This window comes from Amycolatopsis decaplanina DSM 44594 (genome assembly GCF_000342005.1).
GTDB classification, from domain to species: Bacteria; Actinomycetota; Actinomycetes; order Mycobacteriales; family Pseudonocardiaceae; genus Amycolatopsis; species Amycolatopsis decaplanina.
In genome coordinates this window covers 1-15,454 of the sequence record NZ_AOHO01000048.1, presented here as the reverse complement: position 1 = coordinate 15,454, position 15,454 = coordinate 1, and the positions used below count along the sequence as shown (strand labels likewise).

The following is a 15,454-nucleotide window of genomic DNA, read 5'->3' as shown; positions in this document are numbered from 1 at the left end:
GGATGCTGTCCTCGGGTCAGCTGCTGGCCGACCGGTACAAGCTGACGAACCGGATCGCCGTCGGCGGGATGGGCGAGGTCTGGCAGGCCAGTGACACGCGGCTGGACCGGACGGTCGCGGTCAAGATCCTGAAGGCGGAGCTGTCCGGCGACGCGGAGTTCCTGCACCGGTTCCGGACAGAGGCGCGGATGACCGCGTCGCTGAACCACCCCGGCATCGCCGCGGTGCACGACTACGGCGAGACGGTCGCGGACGAGCTGTCGATCGCGTATCTGGTGATGGAGCTGGTCGAAGGCGATCCGCTGGCCGCGATCATCGCTCGCGAAGGACGGCTGAACGCCGAGCGCACCCTGGACATTCTCGAGCAGGCCGGTAACGCGCTGCAGGCCGCGCACGAAACCGGTCTCGTGCACCGCGACGTCAAACCGGGCAACATCATGGTGACCCCGGCCGGACAAGTGAAGATCACCGACTTCGGTGTCGCGAAGGCCGCCGACGCCGCTCCGGTGACCAGGTCCGGCATGGTCATGGGCACCGCCCACTACATCGCCCCCGAGCAGGCGCTCGGGCACAACGCCGAACCGGCGAGCGACGTCTACTCGCTGGCCGTGTGCGGCTACGAATGCCTCACCGGGCACCGGCCGTTCCTGTCGGAGAACGCGGTGACCGTCGCGATGATGCACATCCGCGACCTCCCGCCGCCGCTGCCGCCGGACGTGCCGCCGGGCACCCGCGCGGTCATCGAAGCGACCCTGATCAAGGATCCGAGACAGCGGTACAACAACGGCGGCGAGTTCGCGGCCGCTGTCGCGGCGGTCCGCGCCGGTCTGCCGCTGCCGACGCCGTCCGGGCTGGTCAACGTGGCCTACTCGGCCGGTCAGCCCGTGATGCCGCAGCAGATGCCGCCCGGCCCGCATTCGCCGCCGAACCCGATGGCGGCCGTCGGGCCGGCGTCGCATCCGGCGATGCACCCGGTCACCGGCCCGCCGCCGATGGCGGTCCGCCGGCTGCCGGGCAGACGGCCGCAATGGGGCTGGTGGGTGCTGCTCGCGGTGATCCTGATCGCAGTACTGGTGGCAGGAGCGTTCCTCATCGTGAGACTGGTCGGTTCGGGCAACGGACCGCGGTCGGGCGGCGTGGAAACGAGTGAACAGGCACCGGCTCCGGGTAAGAAGCCTGAAGGTCTTTCGCCGACATCCGCATACCCCGCGGTGCCGACGGAGGGCGGCACCGAGGAGCCGGCCGGACAGGCGAATCCAGGAATGATGAGCAGCAAACCTTGGACGGAATGGAACGGCACGCAGAGATGAGCACACCAAGACTGCTCAGCAACCGCTACGAGCTGGGCGAGACGCTCGGCTATGGAGGCATGTCCGAGGTCCACCACGGCCACGACGTGCGCCTGGGCCGGGAGGTGGCGATCAAGATCCTGCGTGCCGACCTGGCGCGGGATCCCCAGTTCCAAGAACGTTTCCGTCGCGAGGCACAGAACGCGGCGGCACTGAACCACCCGGCGATCGTCGCCGTCTACGACACCGGAGAGACGAACACCGAGTTCGGCCCGCTGCCCTACATCGTGATGGAGTACGTCGAAGGACGGACTCTGCGGGACATCGTGAAGACCGAAGGGCCGATGTCGCAGAAGCGGGCGATGGAGGTCATGGCCGACGTCTGCGCGGCGCTGGACTTCTCGCACCGGCACGGGATCGTGCACCGCGACGTCAAACCGGCGAACGTGATGATCACGAAGAACGGCGCCGTCAAGGTGATGGACTTCGGCATCGCGCGCGCCATGCACGACGGGCAGTCCGCGATGACGCAGACCGCCGCGGTGATCGGCACAGCGCAGTATCTGTCGCCGGAGCAGGCCCGCGGTGAGTCCGTCGACGCGCGTTCCGACGTCTACGCCGCCGGTTGCGTGCTGTACGAACTCGTCACCGGCGAACCGCCGTTCACCGGTGACTCGCCCGTGGCGGTGGCGTACCAGCACGTCCGGGAAGACCCGAACCCGCCGTCGTCGGTGAACCCGGCCGTGGCGCCGGAACTCGACGCCGTCGTGCTCAAGGCGCTCGCGAAGGGCCCGGCGAACCGGTACCAGTCGTCGGCGGAGATGCGTTCGGATCTGGTCCGCACGCTGTCCGGCCAGCGGCCGTCCGCGCCGATGGTGATGTCGGAGGACGAGCGCACCCAGGTCATGGACTCCGACCGCCGGGTGCCGCAGCGCTACGACCAGTACGAGGAAGACGACGAAGACCCGGCCGCGAAGAAGAAGCGCCGTGCCTGGTTGATCGCCGGTCTCGTGGTGTCGCTGGCGGCCATCGTGCTGCTGATCATGTGGCTGATGGGCGCGTTCCGCGACACCGGCGCGGAGAGCAAGGCGATCCCGACGGTCGTGGGCCAGTCCGAACTCAAGGCGAAGGAGACGCTCCGGACCGCCGGGTTCGACTCGTTCGAGCCGACCAAGAAGGTGCCTTGCACCGGGGAGGCCGTCAACGGGCTGCCCGCCTGCGACGAGAACGACATCGACAAGGTCATCGCGATCAGCCCGGACCAGGGGCAGGTGAGGCCGACCTCGGACAAGATCACGCTGACCGTCGGCGCGAAGCCGAGCAAGGTCAAGACGCCGGACCTCAAGGGCAAGACCGCGGCCGAGGCTCTTGCTGCGCTGACCGAAGCAGGACTGAAGCTCGGCGCGACCACCGAGGAAGAGAGCACCGACCCGAACGAAGCCGGCAAGGTCACGTCACAGAACCCGGCCGCGCAGGCCGAGGTCGATCAGGGGGCCAAGGTCGACATCACGGTCGCCAAGTCCCAGGAACTGAAGACGGTCCCGAACTACAAGGGCAAGACTCAGGCCGAGGCCGAGGCCGGGTTGAAGGCGGCCGGGTTCACCCCGCAGGTCACCAACGTGGACTCCGACCAGCCCAAGGGCACGGTGATCGATCAGACCCCGAACGGCGGCAAGGTCCCCGTCGGCAGTGTGGTCAAGCTGTCCGTGTCGAATGGCGGCCAGGAGACCTTCGACATGCCGAACCTGAAGGGCATGACCGAGGAGCAGGCGACGCGCCAGCTGCAGCAGCTGGGCTGGACCGGCAACCTGGACACGCAGGCCGACAAGAACGGTGACCGGGACCTGGCGGGCAAGGTCAGCAAGACCAACCCGCAGGCCGGTTCGAAGGTCGCGAAGAACGCACCGGTCACGCTGTTCATCGTCGAAGGCGACGAGACGCCGACGTCGTCGAGTTCACGGCTCTTCCCGCCTCCGTGATCAAGCGCTGAACGTGAGAGGGCCCCGCACGGTTTCCGTGCGGGGCCCTTTTCAGGTCAGCTGTTCGAGAAGTCCTCGGTAGGCCTGCTGAATCCGCCCGGCACTGGTGTGCACCACAACCGCCTTCGGTCGCGTGGCGATGAGGGCCACGAGCCTGTCGTACATCGCCGCGAGCTGTTCGGGCCCGCCCAGCATCTCGTGCGCCTCGACATGTTCGGGCTCGGCCGCTGCCCGCGTGCGCTCGGCGAACCGCCGGAGCACGTTGTCCTTGGTGTCGAGAAGGACGATCTCGTGGAAGTCCGCGGCCATCTCGCCGGCGAGCGTTTCGAGACGTTCGAGCAGATCGGCGCGGCCGAGGAACTGCGGGACGATCACGTCGTGGCCGGCGAGCAGATGGGTGCGCGCGGCGCTCATGGCGAGGTCCCTGGCGAGCACTCCGGCTTTCGCGGGGTCGTCGCGCCAGGCGCCGAGCAGGCCGCGGATCCGGTCGATGTCGAGGTTCAGCGTCAACGGGTGGTCTTCGGCGTACAGCCGGGCGAGCGTCGATTTCCCGCAGGCGGGCGGACCGTTGAGCGCGATGAGACGCGGCATCAGGCGTTGCGGCGGAGCAGGAGTCCGACGGCCGTCGCGCTCAGCGGCAAGGCGGCGACCGCCGCCACGACGGCCACCGTGAACGGGCCGGCCAGTGGTTGTTGCGAGGTCAAGGCACGCAGCAGCGGGTTGGCCAGCGGCAGCCACTTCACCAGGAGCACGGCGGCGAGGGCGAAGATCGCGGCGAGCGCGGACCAGCCGACGCGCGGGACCAGCAGCCGCGAACAGGGCAGGCCGATCGCGATCCCGAACAGCACGCACAGCGCGTGCGCGGCGGCGCCGAGAGCGAGGGTGCCGATCGGGAAGCCGCCGGAGCGGAGGCCCGACCACCCGAGTGTCACGACGATCAGCACCGCGGCGCAGCCGAAGACGGCCAGCGTGGCGCCACCGAGGACCGATCGCCAGCGTCGTGCGTGGCTGAACGTCACCAGCCGCTGGACCGGGTCCTCGACGTCGAGCATCGCGATGGTCAACCAGCACGAGACCACCAGGAGCGAACCGGCGCTGATCCCGTATTGCGGCAGCAGCGGTGATTTCGGGTCCGTGTAGAGCACGGTGTTGACCGCGAGATAGGCGAGGATCGCGGGAAGGTAGCGCTGGGAATGGCCGAGTAGCGCGAGGTGGTAGCGGGTCATGGCGAGCAAGGCGCCACCTCCCGGACCGAGAATCCGCGGTTGAGCGCGCGCAGCAGGACGGCGTCCGTTTGCCCGGCTTCGACCGTCAAGACGACTCGCTCGCCCTCGGCCACGGCCTGGCTCACACCGGGCTCCGAAGACCAGTCGCCGCCGGGTCCGTGAAGGACGATCCTCGTCGCGCTCTCGGCTTTCGTCGCCGATTCGACGCGGGTCAGGAGGCCGTCGTCCATTCGGTAGACGTCGTCGGCGTGGGCGTGCACGGCGGTCGCGCGGTGGTCGGTGAAGACCACGCTCGCGCCCCGTGCCTTGGTCTCGGCGACGAGTTCGCCGAGCACGGCGTGGGCTTCGACGTCGAGGCCGGACCAGGGCTCGTCGAGGATCAGCAGTTCCGGCTCGGCCAGGACGGCTTGGGCGAGGCCGACCTTCTGTGCGTTGCCCTTCGACAGGGTCCGCAGGGGCGCGTCCGGGCCGCCGACCAGCGCCAGTCTGTCCAGCAGAGGATCGATTGCCGACAAGTCGGCAAGTCCGTCGATGCGGGCCATGTGCCGCAGGTACGCCCTGGCGCTCATCCGCTGCCCCGCCGGGAAGCGGTCCGGCAGGTAGCCGACACGTGGGCTGCCCACGACGGTTCCCGAGGTCTCACGGGAAAGCGCCGCGAGGATCCTGAGAAGCGTCGACTTTCCCGAGCCGTTCGAGCCGAGGACGCCGATCACGCGGCCCGGCGGGACATCGAGGTCGACGTCGACGAGCACCGGTTCGCCGCGGCCGTAGCGCTTTCCGACTCCTTCGAGCCGGATCAGCGAGGTCACGCAGCAGCGGCCTTCTGCAGCGCGCGGGTCGCCTGTTCGAGTTCGTTGACCGTCGCGTCGGGGACCGGGTGCCCGGCCGAAGCCATCCAGTTCGCCAGCATCCGGTGCCCGCCCTGGGTGAGCACGGACTCGGGGTGGAACTGGACGCCCTCGAGCGGCAGCTCGCGGTGCCGCATGCCCATCACCACGCCGGACTCCGTGCGGCCTGTGATCTCAAACACGCCGTCGTCGATGGTTTCCGGCAAAACGGTCAGCGAGTGATACCGCGTCGCGGTGAATTCCGAAGGGAGCCCGGCGAGCACTCCGTCGCCCGAATGGTGGACCTGACTGGTCTTGCCGTGCAGCAGTTCCGGGGCGCGGTCGACAGTGGCGCCGAAGACGACACCGAGGGCCTGGTGGCCGAGGCAGACGCCGAGCATCGGGATGCGCTCCTCGGCGCATTTACGGATGACGTCCATGCTCTGACCAGCGCGTTCCGGGGTTCCGGGACCGGGAGAGACGAGCACCGCGTCGAACTCGCCGAGCTTGTCGATGTCCACGACGTCGTTGCGCCAGACGGTGCAGTCGGCGCCGAGCTGGGCCAGGTACTGGACCAGGTTGTAGACAAAACTGTCGTAGTTGTCGACGACGAGCACGCGCATGGAATCAGCTTAGCGGCTCCCACCAGGTGGACCGTACGCCAGATCACAATGATTGTTAGGGGAACCTAACTTACCGTGGTAGGAGTGAGCCGTTCTCTTCGTGTAGCCATCGTGGGTGCCGGTCCGGCCGGCATCTACGCGGCCGACCTGCTCGACAAGTCCTCCGACAGCGCTGGATCTGTAACGATCGACCTGTTCGAGCGCATGCCGGCGCCGTTCGGGCTGATCCGGTACGGCGTCGCGCCCGACCACCCCCGGATCAAGGGCATCGTCACCGCCCTGCACAAGGTCCTCGACAAGCCGAACATCCGGCTGCTGGGCAATGTCGACTACGGGACCGACCTGAAGCTCGACGACCTGCGCCAGTTCTACGACGCGGTGATCTTCTCGACCGGCGCCATGGCCGACCGCGCGCTCGACATCCCCGGCATCGACCTCGACGGCAGCTACGGCGCCGCGGACTTCGTCTCCTGGTACGACGGGCACCCGGACGTGCCGCGCACCTGGCCGCTGAACGCGACCTCGGTCGCGGTCCTCGGCGTCGGGAACGTGGCGCTCGACGTGGCGCGGGTCCTCGCGAAGACCGCCGACGAGCTGCTCAGCACCGACATCCCGGACAACGTCTACCAGGGGCTGAAGGCCAGCCCGGTCACCGACGTGCACGTGTTCGGGCGCCGCGGCCCGGCTCAGGCGAAGTTCACGCCGCTGGAGCTGCGCGAGCTGGACCACTCGCCGAACGTCGAGGTCATCGTCTACCCCGAGGACATCGAGTTCGACGAGGGCAGCATCGCCGCGCTGCGGGCGTCGAAGCAGATCGACATGGTCGTGAAGACGCTGCAGGAGTGGGCGATCCGTGACCAGGGCGACCGGCCGAAGCGGCTTCACCTGCACTTCCTGCACTCGCCGTCCGAAGTCCTCGGCGAAGACGGCAAGGTCGTCGGGCTGCGGACCGAGCGCACCGAACTGACCGGTGACGGCAACGTGCGCGGCACCGGCGAATTCCACGATTGGGACGTGCAGGCCGTTTACCGCGCGGTAGGTTACCTGTCGTCGCATCTGCCGGAGGTCCCGTTCGACCACACCACCGGGACCGTGCCGAACCAGGCGGGCCGGGTGCTGGACATCGACGAGGACCAGGTACCGGGCGTCTACGTGACCGGCTGGATCAAGCGCGGCCCGGTCGGCCTCATCGGCCACACCAAGGGCGACGCGGCCGAAACGATCGCGAGCCTGCTGGCCGACGCCGACAAGCTCACGGCCCCGGCCGTGGACGACCCCGACGCGATCCTCGGCTTCCTCACCGAACGCGGCATTCCCTTCACCACGTGGGAAGGCTGGGGCAAACTCGACGCCCACGAGAAATCCCTCGGCGCCCCGCACGGCCGGGACCGCGTCAAGGTCGTGGAACGCGACGAAATGACCCGCATCTCGCGCGGCTGAGCCCGTTCCGTGAAGGCCTCCTTCCCTACGCTCAAGGTAGGGAAGGAGGCCTTCACGGCGAGCCGAGGTAGGTCAGAACAGCGAGAACGCGGCGGTTCGTGTCGTCCGAGGCGACGATGCCGAGTTTCGCGAAGATGTTCGCGGTGTGCTTGCCCACCGCGCCCTCGCTGAAGTGCAGCCGCCCGGCGATGGCGGCGTTGGAACAGCCCTCGGCCATCAACCCGAGCACCTCGCGTTCGCGTGGGGTCAGCGTCGCGAGCGGGTCGGAAGCGTTGCCCGCCACCAGTTTCGCGATCACCTCGGGATCCATCGCGGTCCCGCCGTCCGCGACCCGCCGCACCGCGTCGATGAACTGGTCCGCGTTGAAGACCCGGTCTTTCAGCAGATAGCCGATCGCGCCGGCGCCGTCGGCCAGCAGCTCCCGCGCGTAGAGCTGCTCGACGTGTTGTGACAGAACGAGAATCGGCAACCCGGGAAGGTCACGCCGCACCGCCAACGAGACCTGAAGACCCTCGTCGGTGAGCGTCGGCGGCATCCGGACGTCGACGACCGAAACGTCCGGCCGGTGCGAACGCAGCGCCCGCTCGAGTTCCGGCCCGGTACCGACCGCCTCGACCACGTCGAAGCCGTGCGCGGCCAGCAAATGCGTCAAGCCGTCTCGGAGGAGGTACTGGTCCTCGGCGACGACGCATCGGGGTCGAGCTGACACGGGATCTCCATGGTCGCCTTCGTCGGCCCGCCGAGCGGGCTGGTCAGAGCAAAAGTACCGTCGAACGCGCCCAGCCTGCGTTCGATCCCGCGAATCCCGCTCCCCCGGGCCGCGTTCGCGCCGCCCTTCCCGTCATCGGTCACCTCGATCCGCAACAGCCCGTCGTCGTAACCCAGTTCGATCGACACTCGCCGCGCCTCGCCGTGCTTCGCGGCGTTACCGAGCAACTCACTGACCGCGAAGTACGCGCATGCCTCAGCGGGCTGCTCCAGCCGAGGCAGGACACCGTTCACCGAAGCCCGTAGCGGACTGTCGAGCGCCATCGCCCGCACAGCGTCACCGAGACCACGCTCGGACAACACCGGTGGGTGAATCCCTCGCACCAGCAGCCGCAACTCGGTCAGCGTCTCGGACGACGTCTGCCGGAGCTCGGCGGCCAATCGTTTCGCCGCGGCCGGATCGCTGTCGATCAATGCCTCGACCGCGCCCAGCTTCATCCCCATCGCGACCAGCCGCGACTGGACCCCGTCGTGCAGGTCCCGCTCGATCCGCCGCAGCTCGGCGGCCTGCGCGACCGACGCGTCCGTCCGCGTCTGCTTCAGCCGCTCGACACGCTGCCCAAGCCGCGAAGCCTCTGTCGGCCCCAGCAGCAGCTTCGCGAAGCGCGCTCCCAGACGGGCGAGCCACGGCGTCGCGAACAGTCCTGCGACGAAGGCCGCGACGGTGACCGGAGTCAGCGCGAGCGCTTGCCAGTGCGTCGTCGCCTCGGGCAGGCCGATCATCGAGAACCAGTGCGTGGTCGACCAAGAGGTGTCCGTCCACCGGGCGATCGGCCGCAAGACCCACAGCGTCAGGAACCCCCAGAAGCCGAAGAACACCAGCGTCGCCGTCGGCAGCACCATCAGCAGCAGCACCACGGAGTTGACCGCCGCGCCCGCCATGTCGCGCCAGGTCGCGCGGTCGCGCAACACCCAGCGCCAGCGGGCCAGCCGCGCCGGCCACCACGGCGTGTCGTACAGCTGCCGCCCGTGCCGGTACATGCCGTCCGCCCGCGGCACGGGGAACGGCGGCTCCGGCAGGTACGGGCGATCGATCCGCACCCCGGTCCAGTTCTTGGCCTCGCGGCGCAGGGTGTCGGTCACCGAACGGCCGGCGACGACCATCGCCGGGAACAGCGGCGCCGGACCGATCAGCATGAGCAGCGTCGGGATCGCCATCCCGAGTTGCGCGGCGGAAAGCGCGAACAGCCCCATCTGGAAACCCAGCGCCTTCAGCCTCGCCTTGATCCAGCCGTCGCCGGTGCGAGCCGGGCGGGGTCCGAGCCACCAGCGAGTCCACTTCCCGTACAGCCGGAGCGCACGCGGTCCGGACAGGAGGACCGCGGGCACCAGCAGCAGACCGGCCAGGGGATTCCACAGTTGCCAGCCGAGATCGCGCCCGGTGGCGGGGTCGTCGGAGATCCACTCGAACCGCTTGGTCCACTTGATGAACCACGATCGCTTGAACAGGTTGTTCCCGTCGCGGTACCAGCCGTCGCGCTCGCGTTCCGGCTCGGGCGGGGCGGGCCGATAGGGCGGCTCGACCTGGATACCGCACCAGCGTCCGGTCAACCGCCGGGTGAGCGCGGCACGCGGACGTGTCCCTTCGAGCGCCAGTGTGTAGGCGAAGACCAGGCCGACACAGAGCAGGCAGAAACCCACCAGTTCGAGCAGGAGGTCCAGCCAGCTCACCAGCGCCAAGGCCGCGAGCACGAAGCCCCGGCGCACTGAGGTGAGGTAGGTGCGGATCATGCGGCGAAGTCTTCCCCACCGGCCCGGCCGGGCACAGTGACCGCAGGCCCCCGATCAGGGTGGGTCCAGCCCCACCCCGGTTGTGGGTTCAACGCCATTCTGGCCAAGTCCGTTGCGCCATAGCGTTTTTCGCATGCCACTCATCGAAGTCACCAGCCTCCGCAAGACGTATGGGGAGCACGTCGCGGTCGACGACGTTTCGTTCCACGTGGAACAGGGCGAAATCTTCGGGATCCTCGGGACCAACGGCGCGGGCAAGACCACCACCGTCGAATGCCTCCAAGGACTGCGCACGCCGGACTCCGGCAGCATCTCGGTCCTCGGTCTCGACCCGAAGACGGACCACGCGGCGCTCAAGCAGCGCCTCGGCTCCCAGCTCCAGGAGAGCCGCCTGCCGGAAAAGCTCAAGGTCCAAGAGGCGCTCGACCTCTACGCCTCCTTCTACGCCAACCCCGCCGACCCCGGTGACCTGCTCGCGAAACTGGGGCTCACCGAGCAGCGGAACAAGTACTTCGGCAAGCTTTCCGGCGGCCAGAAACAGCGCGTCTCGATCGCGCTCGCGCTGGTCGGGCGCCCCGAGGTCGCCGTCCTCGACGAGCTGACCACCGGACTGGACCCGCACGCCCGCCGCGACACCTGGAAGCTCGTCGAGGCCGTGCGCGACACCGGTGTCACCGTCCTGCTCGTCACGCACTTCATGGACGAGGCCGAACGTCTCTGCGACCGCCTCGCGATCTTCGACGCCGGACGCGTGGTCGCCACCGGCAGCCCGCTCGAACTTCGCGACCGCACCGGGAAAACCTCTTTGGACGACGCCTTTGTGACCCTGACCGGGCGCGACTGAAACGGGAGACGACAGTGCACACGCTCGCCAAGATCACTTTCACCGAAACAAAACTCGCGCTCCGGTCGCCGGCCTGGGTCATCTCGGGACTGCTGTCGCCGACCGTGTTGTTGCTCGGCGTCGGCGCCATCCCGGCCTTACGGACGGAGAGCGAGAAGACCCCGGGCATGAGGTTCATCGACGCCTGGGTGCCCTCGCTGGTGGTGCTCACCATCGCCGTGATGGGCCTGCAGGCGATCCCGGCCGTGATCGCGGCCTACCGCGAACAAGGCATCCTCCGCCGCCTCGCCACCACACCGGTGCATCCGGCGAAACTGCTGGTGACACAGCTGATCATCAACGTCACCGTCACGATCGCCGGGATCGGCTTGCTGATCGTGCTCGGCTCCGCCGTCTTCGACGTCCCCGGGCCGCGGCACCCGCTCGGTTTCCTGCTCGCGTTCGTGCTCGGCACGACGGCGATCTTCGGTTTCGGGCTGATCGCCGCGTCGGTCGCCAAGACCGGCCGCGCCGCGGGCGGGATCGCGATGATCGCCTACCTGCCGATCATGTTCCTCGGCGGCGTCTACCTGCCGCGTCCGCTGTTGCCGGAAGTCATCCAGAACATCGGCGCGTACGTCCCGCCGGGCGTCAAAGCCCTCGAAGACGCCTGGACCGGCGGCGGCGCCCAGCCACTCCAACTCGCCGTGTTGGCGGCTTTCGCAGTGGGCAGTTGTGTCCTGGCCGCGAAGCTTTTTCGCTGGGAGTGACGACGGCTTCCGCCAAAGTGGTGATGATGATCGTTTTCTCTTGTGGCCCGGGCCGCGGGTGGGTAGTCAGGAAGACGGCCCACGTTCACTGTGTCTCTCTCGGAGGTTCGATGTCTCTGGATGTATCGCCCGCGCTGCTGGAAAAGGCCGAGCGCGGGGAGGTCTCCGACGCCGAATTCGTCGCCTGTGTCCGGGAATCCCTGCCGTACGCCTGGACCGTGATCACCGGTGTCATCGCGGAGGCCGAGGGCGCGGCCGACGGGTTCGCCGACAACGAGACCCCGCCGCCGAGCGAGGCCGAACGCGGCCAGCTGCTGCGGGCGCTGGCCTCGGACGCCATCCGCGGCGGACTGGAACGGCACTTCGGCGTGAAGCTGGCGTTCCAGAACTGCCACCGCGTCGCCGTGTTCAAGAAGTCCCAAGTGGACAGTGACCGCTACCGCGCGTTCGTGTCGGTCCGCGGGCAACTGCTGAACCAGAGCCCGGAACTCCGCGACTGCTAACCCTTTCGCAGCGCGGGTAGTACCTCTTCCCCGATCCGCGCGATGTTCTCGAGCGTTCCTTCCGGCGTACCGGACGCTTCCACCATCATGATCACGTGGGAGACCCCGGTACGCCGGATGCTCGTTCCCAGCCTGTCGACGCAGTACTCCACACCGCCGATCGGATGCATCTCGCACAGCCGGTCGGTGTAGGACACCGGATCCTTGTCCAGCCCCCGCTTGCCGTCGAGGTACACGTGCCCGGCGAATCCCTCTTTCAGGGAGCCCGGCAACGCGGACCGCACGACGTCCAGCGCGTCGTCCCCGACCTGGCACATCACCGTCGAGACGTGCTCGGCGGCGGAATCCCCGTACGCGGCAAGGGTTTTGATCTTGCCGTCGTCGTCGGTGTGCAGCCCGAGCAGCATCGGCAGCCCGCGATCGGCGGCGAGCCGGACCGCGCGCGAGCCGGCGTCCCCGCAGGCCACGACCAGGCGCGGAGCGCGTTCCGGCAGCGGCACCATCGGCACTTCACGGAACCGGAAGTGGTCACCGTCGGCCGAGACGGTCTTCGACGTCATCGCCGCGAGCAACAGATCGAGGCTCTCCTCGAAGCCCGTTTCGTAGCGTGACGCCCCGGTGCCGAACACCTCGAGGTCCTGCCACGGCCCGCCGCGACCGACGCCGATCCGCAGCCGTCCGCCGGAAACCGCGTCGAGCAGTGACCACTGTTCGGCGAGTGCCACCGGATGCGCGACCGACAGCACGCTCACCGCGGTGCCGACGGCGATCCGCTCGGTGCGGCCGAGCACGTGCGCGGCGAGAGTGATCGCGGACGGGCAGACGCCGTACGGCATGAAGTGGTGCTCGGCGAACCACACGTCGTCGAACCCGGCCCGCTCCGCGGCGATGGCGGCGTCGACCGACCTGCGCAGGACATCGGCGTCCTCCTGCCCGGGAAAGCGGCCGGAGACGAGGAAGACACCGAACCGCGCGTCTACTGGACGCTCACTTCGTTGAACCAAAGCCGCGGCTCCAGCCATGGGAAGACGACGAACATCAGCAGCGCCACGATCCCGAGCGCCAGCACGACGGCCGTCGCCAGCTTCACCGCGAAGGGGCCGGGCAGCTTGCGCCAGATCCAGCCGTACATCAGCGCGCCTCCGAGATCTTGGGCAGGAGTTCGGCGTAGGAGCCGACCTCGTTCTTCGGCACCTGCTGGGTCAGCACCGAGTGGATGATGAGCCGTTCCTTCGCCGAGAACCGCGGGTGGCACGTGGTCAGCGTGAGCAGCGAGACCTGCTCGGCCTTCGGGAGGATTTCCGGATCCTTGTACGGCACCGGGTTCACCGTGTCGCCCTTGGTCGGGAACACGATACGGCGGCCGTTGGTCTCGCCGTAGGGACCGCCGTCGACGGCGTTCGGGTCGCGCAGCGTCCCCACGCGGGCGCACTTCGGCTGGGCACCCTTGCCCGCCGCCCAGCCTTCGACCTCGTCCTTGTACGGCAGGACCTTGTAGATGTAGAAGTCGGTCTGCGTCTCGATGACGATCTGGTCGCACGAGCTGAGGTTGTCCAGGTCGTTGAACGGCGCACCCTTGCCGACGCGGTGCCCTGCGACCGCGAAGTTGCCCGGTTCGCCCGGCAGCGCGGTGCCCTTGTAGTGGCCGGGGCCGACTTCGAGGGCGGCCTCGGTGGTGCCTTCCTGGATGGTGAAGTTGAAGTCGGCGCCGAACACCGGGATGTGGATCCTGGCGAACGCCTTCCCGTCGACCAGTTCCGGATGCAGCTGCCGGTCCTTGCCCCACTCGCCGTCCAGTTCGGAACTGGCCTCGGACTGCTTGCCCGCGGAGAAGAGGTCGGTCACGTAGACCTCGTAGACCATGAACAGCAGCACCACGAGGCCCGCGGTGATGAGGAGTTCGCCCACGGTCCGGATGGCGACGCCGCCCTTGCCCAATTCCCTCGGCGGCGGGCGTTCCTCGGTCGCGGTGCCACCGCCGACCGGTTCGAAGACGACGGTCTCCTCGGTCGACCCCGGCGGCGCGGGACGACGGCGTGGCGGCGGCGCGTCCATCCGGCGGCGCGGCGGCGGTCCGTCGTACGCCCTGCCGTCCTGCGGCCTTGGCCGAGGCGTCGGAGCCGCTCCCTGGCTTCGGCGCGGCACGGCCGCGTCTTCTTGCGGCCTCCGGCGCTGCGCCGGACGGCTCCCGCCGGGTGCTCCTTCGGCGTACCGCCGTCGGTCCCCGCCCGGCTCTTCCCGCTCAGCCACGCAAAGCTCCTCAGTCTCGAACCAAGCCGCAGTGCCGAACCAGCACAGTGTCGAACCGTGTGTGACACCATTGTCACAGTGCGGGGAATCGACCGGTCCCGGACGGTGCCCAGCGGCGCTCGTTTACGTTAACGTGTGCACGTGACGCTGGTTGCGCACCCGAAAGCGGGTCATCGCCACCAGGGAAGCCGAACAGTACGCGAGGAACACGATGCCGAAGTCCAAGGTCCGTAAGAAGACGGCGTACACCCCGCCGACCGACCGCCGTACGCCGGTGAAGGTCAAGGCCGCGGGCCCGTCGAACCTGTTCTACAAGATCGTGATGTTCGGCCTCATGCTGATCGGCCTGTTGTGGCTGGTCGTCAACTACATCGCGGGCGACAAGATCCCCTTCATGGCGGATCTGGGCAACACGAACTTCGCCATCGGTTTCGTGCTGATGATCGCCGGGTTGCTCATGACGATGCGGTGGCGGTGAGCATTACCCCGAATGGCGGCTTGACGCCGAATTACACCGGTGTGACTCATCCCCAGTGTGGATAACCCCTGTGGATAACTACCCCACCTCGTGGGCGCCGCGGCAGAACGTTGTGGTAGTGGCCTGGCTGATCACCCTGTTGTTGCTGGCAGGCGTGCTGTGGCTGGCCTTCGGCGGCGACATCGGCGGCACCGTGCTGACAGGGGTCGCGATGCTCTCCGTGGGCGCGCTCGCACTGCACGGCACCCTGCTCCGTCCCCGGCTGGCCGCCGGTCCCGGTGGAATCCTGGCCAGGACGGTCGGCGGCGCGCACCGCTACTCCTGGACCGAAGCCCGGCTCCGGCTGCGCACGACGCGGCGGCTCGGCCGGGACAGCCTGACCCTCGAGGTCGAATCCGGCGAACACCTGCTGGTGTTCGGCCGGATCGACCTCGGTGAGGACCCCAGGGACGTCCTGGACGTCCTCACCGCCCTCAAGGGTCAGGCGTTGTCGTAGTAGTGGACGTCGCCGTTCGGACCGTGTGACCAGCCCGGGACGGCCGGACCGACCGCGGGCGGCGCGTACTCCCCGAAGATCTCGTACGGCGAGGCCGGCGAGCAGATCGGATTGATCTTGACGACGCAGGTCCGCAGCGACCCGCTGAACTTCGCCTTGACGTGCCGGGGCCGCTGATCCTCGACCACCGCCTGGCCCGCGGTGATCTCCCAGCCGGTTGCCGCGCCCGGACCCGTCGTGCCGACGGTCTG

17 protein-coding genes and 1 pseudogene are annotated in these 15,454 nt (G+C 68.5%); 8 read left to right on the top strand and 10 right to left on the bottom strand.

The annotated features are described in order from the left end of the window. The first annotated feature begins 2 nt into the window (after positions 1 to 2). A complete protein-coding gene (locus H074_RS12610; protein ID WP_007030425.1) occupies positions 3 to 1,310 on the top strand; it encodes a protein kinase domain-containing protein in 1,308 nt (435 codons plus the stop codon). Then, positions 1,307 to 3,268 (top strand): Stk1 family PASTA domain-containing Ser/Thr kinase, encoded by a 1,962-nt coding sequence (pknB, locus tag H074_RS12605; protein WP_007030424.1) that lies wholly within the window; start codon positions 1,307 to 1,309, stop codon positions 3,266 to 3,268. Before H074_RS12610 ends, pknB begins: the two co-directional genes overlap by 4 nt. Positions 3,269 to 3,319: 51 nt before the next feature. On the opposite strand, the gene H074_RS12600 is transcribed toward pknB, so the two are convergent. From H074_RS12600 to H074_RS12585, 4 genes are read right to left on the bottom strand one after another with little or no spacing between them, the layout of a single operon-like run. Then, positions 3,320 to 3,859 (bottom strand): AAA family ATPase, encoded by a 540-nt coding sequence (locus tag H074_RS12600; RefSeq protein ID WP_007030423.1) that lies wholly within the window; start codon positions 3,857 to 3,859, stop codon positions 3,320 to 3,322. Next, positions 3,859 to 4,503, bottom strand: a complete 645-nt coding sequence (locus tag H074_RS12595) for a hypothetical protein (RefSeq protein WP_007030422.1) — start codon at positions 4,501 to 4,503, stop codon at positions 3,859 to 3,861. The genes H074_RS12600 and H074_RS12595 overlap by 1 nt, the downstream gene beginning before the upstream one ends. Continuing rightward, entirely contained in the window at positions 4,491 to 5,303 is an 813-nt protein-coding gene (locus tag H074_RS12590; RefSeq protein ID WP_007030421.1) for an ABC transporter ATP-binding protein, read from the bottom strand. The genes H074_RS12595 and H074_RS12590 overlap by 13 nt, the downstream gene beginning before the upstream one ends. Beyond that, a complete protein-coding gene (locus tag H074_RS12585; protein ID WP_007030420.1) occupies positions 5,300 to 5,944 on the bottom strand; it encodes an aminodeoxychorismate/anthranilate synthase component II in 645 nt (214 codons plus the stop codon). The genes H074_RS12590 and H074_RS12585 overlap by 4 nt, the downstream gene beginning before the upstream one ends. Positions 5,945 to 6,055: 111 nt before the next feature. Here H074_RS12585 and H074_RS12580 point away from each other — a divergent pair, with 111 nt between their 5' ends. Then, complete coding sequence (locus tag H074_RS12580) at positions 6,056 to 7,384, top strand: ferredoxin--NADP reductase domain-containing protein (RefSeq protein ID WP_007030419.1); 1,329 nt, start codon at positions 6,056 to 6,058, stop codon at positions 7,382 to 7,384. Between the two features lie 52 nt (positions 7,385 to 7,436). On the opposite strand, the gene H074_RS12575 is transcribed toward H074_RS12580, so the two are convergent. Both H074_RS12575 and H074_RS12570 read right to left on the bottom strand, forming a co-directional pair. Continuing rightward, positions 7,437 to 8,093, bottom strand: coding sequence for a response regulator (locus tag H074_RS12575; RefSeq protein WP_039922305.1), 657 nt, complete (start codon positions 8,091 to 8,093; stop codon positions 7,437 to 7,439). Then, positions 8,033 to 9,883, bottom strand: a complete 1,851-nt coding sequence (locus tag H074_RS12570; RefSeq protein WP_007030417.1) for a sensor histidine kinase — start codon at positions 9,881 to 9,883, stop codon at positions 8,033 to 8,035. The genes H074_RS12575 and H074_RS12570 overlap by 61 nt, the downstream gene beginning before the upstream one ends. A 133-nt stretch (positions 9,884 to 10,016) precedes the next feature. On the opposite strand from H074_RS12570, the gene H074_RS12565 reads away from it, so the two are divergent. The 3 genes from H074_RS12565 to H074_RS12555 all read left to right on the top strand — a co-directional run bounded on the left by H074_RS12565 (position 10,017) and on the right by H074_RS12555 (position 11,979). Continuing rightward, complete coding sequence (locus H074_RS12565) at positions 10,017 to 10,727, top strand: ABC transporter ATP-binding protein (RefSeq protein WP_007030416.1); 711 nt, start codon at positions 10,017 to 10,019, stop codon at positions 10,725 to 10,727. Between the two features lie 14 nt (positions 10,728 to 10,741). Further along, positions 10,742 to 11,476, top strand: a complete 735-nt coding sequence (locus H074_RS12560) for an ABC transporter permease (protein ID WP_007030415.1) — start codon at positions 10,742 to 10,744, stop codon at positions 11,474 to 11,476. A 110-nt stretch (positions 11,477 to 11,586) separates the two neighbouring features. Then, positions 11,587 to 11,979 carry an SCO5389 family protein gene (locus H074_RS12555; protein ID WP_005161845.1) on the top strand — a complete coding sequence of 131 codons (393 nt, stop codon included), beginning with the start codon at positions 11,587 to 11,589 and terminating at the stop codon, positions 11,977 to 11,979. Here H074_RS12555 and H074_RS12550 read toward each other — a convergent pair. From H074_RS12550 to H074_RS12545, 3 genes are read right to left on the bottom strand one after another with little or no spacing between them, the layout of a single operon-like run. Then, the gene (locus H074_RS12550; protein ID WP_007030414.1) at positions 11,976 to 12,983 is read right to left on the bottom strand and encodes an LLM class flavin-dependent oxidoreductase; all 1,008 of its coding nucleotides are present in this window, start codon (positions 12,981 to 12,983) and stop codon (positions 11,976 to 11,978) included. The genes H074_RS12555 and H074_RS12550 overlap by 4 nt on opposite strands. Beyond that, positions 12,956 to 13,111, bottom strand: a complete 156-nt coding sequence (locus H074_RS40980; protein ID WP_005161850.1) for a hypothetical protein — start codon at positions 13,109 to 13,111, stop codon at positions 12,956 to 12,958. The genes H074_RS12550 and H074_RS40980 overlap by 28 nt, the downstream gene beginning before the upstream one ends. Beyond that, positions 13,111 to 14,229 carry a class E sortase gene (locus tag H074_RS12545; RefSeq protein ID WP_338022437.1) on the bottom strand — a complete coding sequence of 373 codons (1,119 nt, stop codon included), beginning with the start codon at positions 14,227 to 14,229 and terminating at the stop codon, positions 13,111 to 13,113. Before H074_RS12545 ends, H074_RS40980 begins: the two co-directional genes overlap by 1 nt. A 211-nt stretch (positions 14,230 to 14,440) precedes the next feature. On the opposite strand from H074_RS12545, the gene crgA reads away from it, so the two are divergent. Further along, positions 14,441 to 14,707, top strand: coding sequence for a cell division protein CrgA (crgA, locus tag H074_RS12540; protein WP_005161856.1), 267 nt, complete (start codon positions 14,441 to 14,443; stop codon positions 14,705 to 14,707). Positions 14,708 to 14,825: 118 nt separating this feature from the next. Beyond that, positions 14,826 to 15,203 (top strand): PH domain-containing protein, encoded by a 378-nt coding sequence (locus H074_RS12535; RefSeq protein ID WP_007030412.1) that lies wholly within the window; start codon positions 14,826 to 14,828, stop codon positions 15,201 to 15,203. Here H074_RS12535 and H074_RS12530 read toward each other — a convergent pair. After that, positions 15,188 to 15,454 (bottom strand): annotated as a pseudogene (locus H074_RS12530) (hypothetical protein); the annotation flags it as partial. The gene H074_RS12535 and the pseudogene H074_RS12530 overlap by 16 nt on opposite strands.

Coding starts and splice junctions, on each gene's coding strand:
- H074_RS12570 (WP_007030417.1), bottom strand. CDS start 9,883: ATGATCCGCACCTACCTCACCTCAGTGCGCCGGGGCTTCGTGCTCGCG.
- pknB (WP_007030424.1), top strand. CDS start 1,307: ATGAGCACACCAAGACTGCTCAGCAACCGCTACGAGCTGGGCGAGACG.
- H074_RS40980 (WP_005161850.1), bottom strand. CDS start 13,111: ATGTACGGCTGGATCTGGCGCAAGCTGCCCGGCCCCTTCGCGGTGAAG.
- crgA (WP_005161856.1), top strand. CDS start 14,441: ATGCCGAAGTCCAAGGTCCGTAAGAAGACGGCGTACACCCCGCCGACC.
- H074_RS12600 (WP_007030423.1), bottom strand. CDS start 3,859: ATGCCGCGTCTCATCGCGCTCAACGGTCCGCCCGCCTGCGGGAAATCG.
- H074_RS12585 (WP_007030420.1), bottom strand. CDS start 5,944: ATGCGCGTGCTCGTCGTCGACAACTACGACAGTTTTGTCTACAACCTG.
- H074_RS12555 (WP_005161845.1), top strand. CDS start 11,587: ATGTCTCTGGATGTATCGCCCGCGCTGCTGGAAAAGGCCGAGCGCGGG.
- H074_RS12565 (WP_007030416.1), top strand. CDS start 10,017: ATGCCACTCATCGAAGTCACCAGCCTCCGCAAGACGTATGGGGAGCAC.
- H074_RS12610 (WP_007030425.1), top strand. CDS start 3: ATGCTGTCCTCGGGTCAGCTGCTGGCCGACCGGTACAAGCTGACGAAC.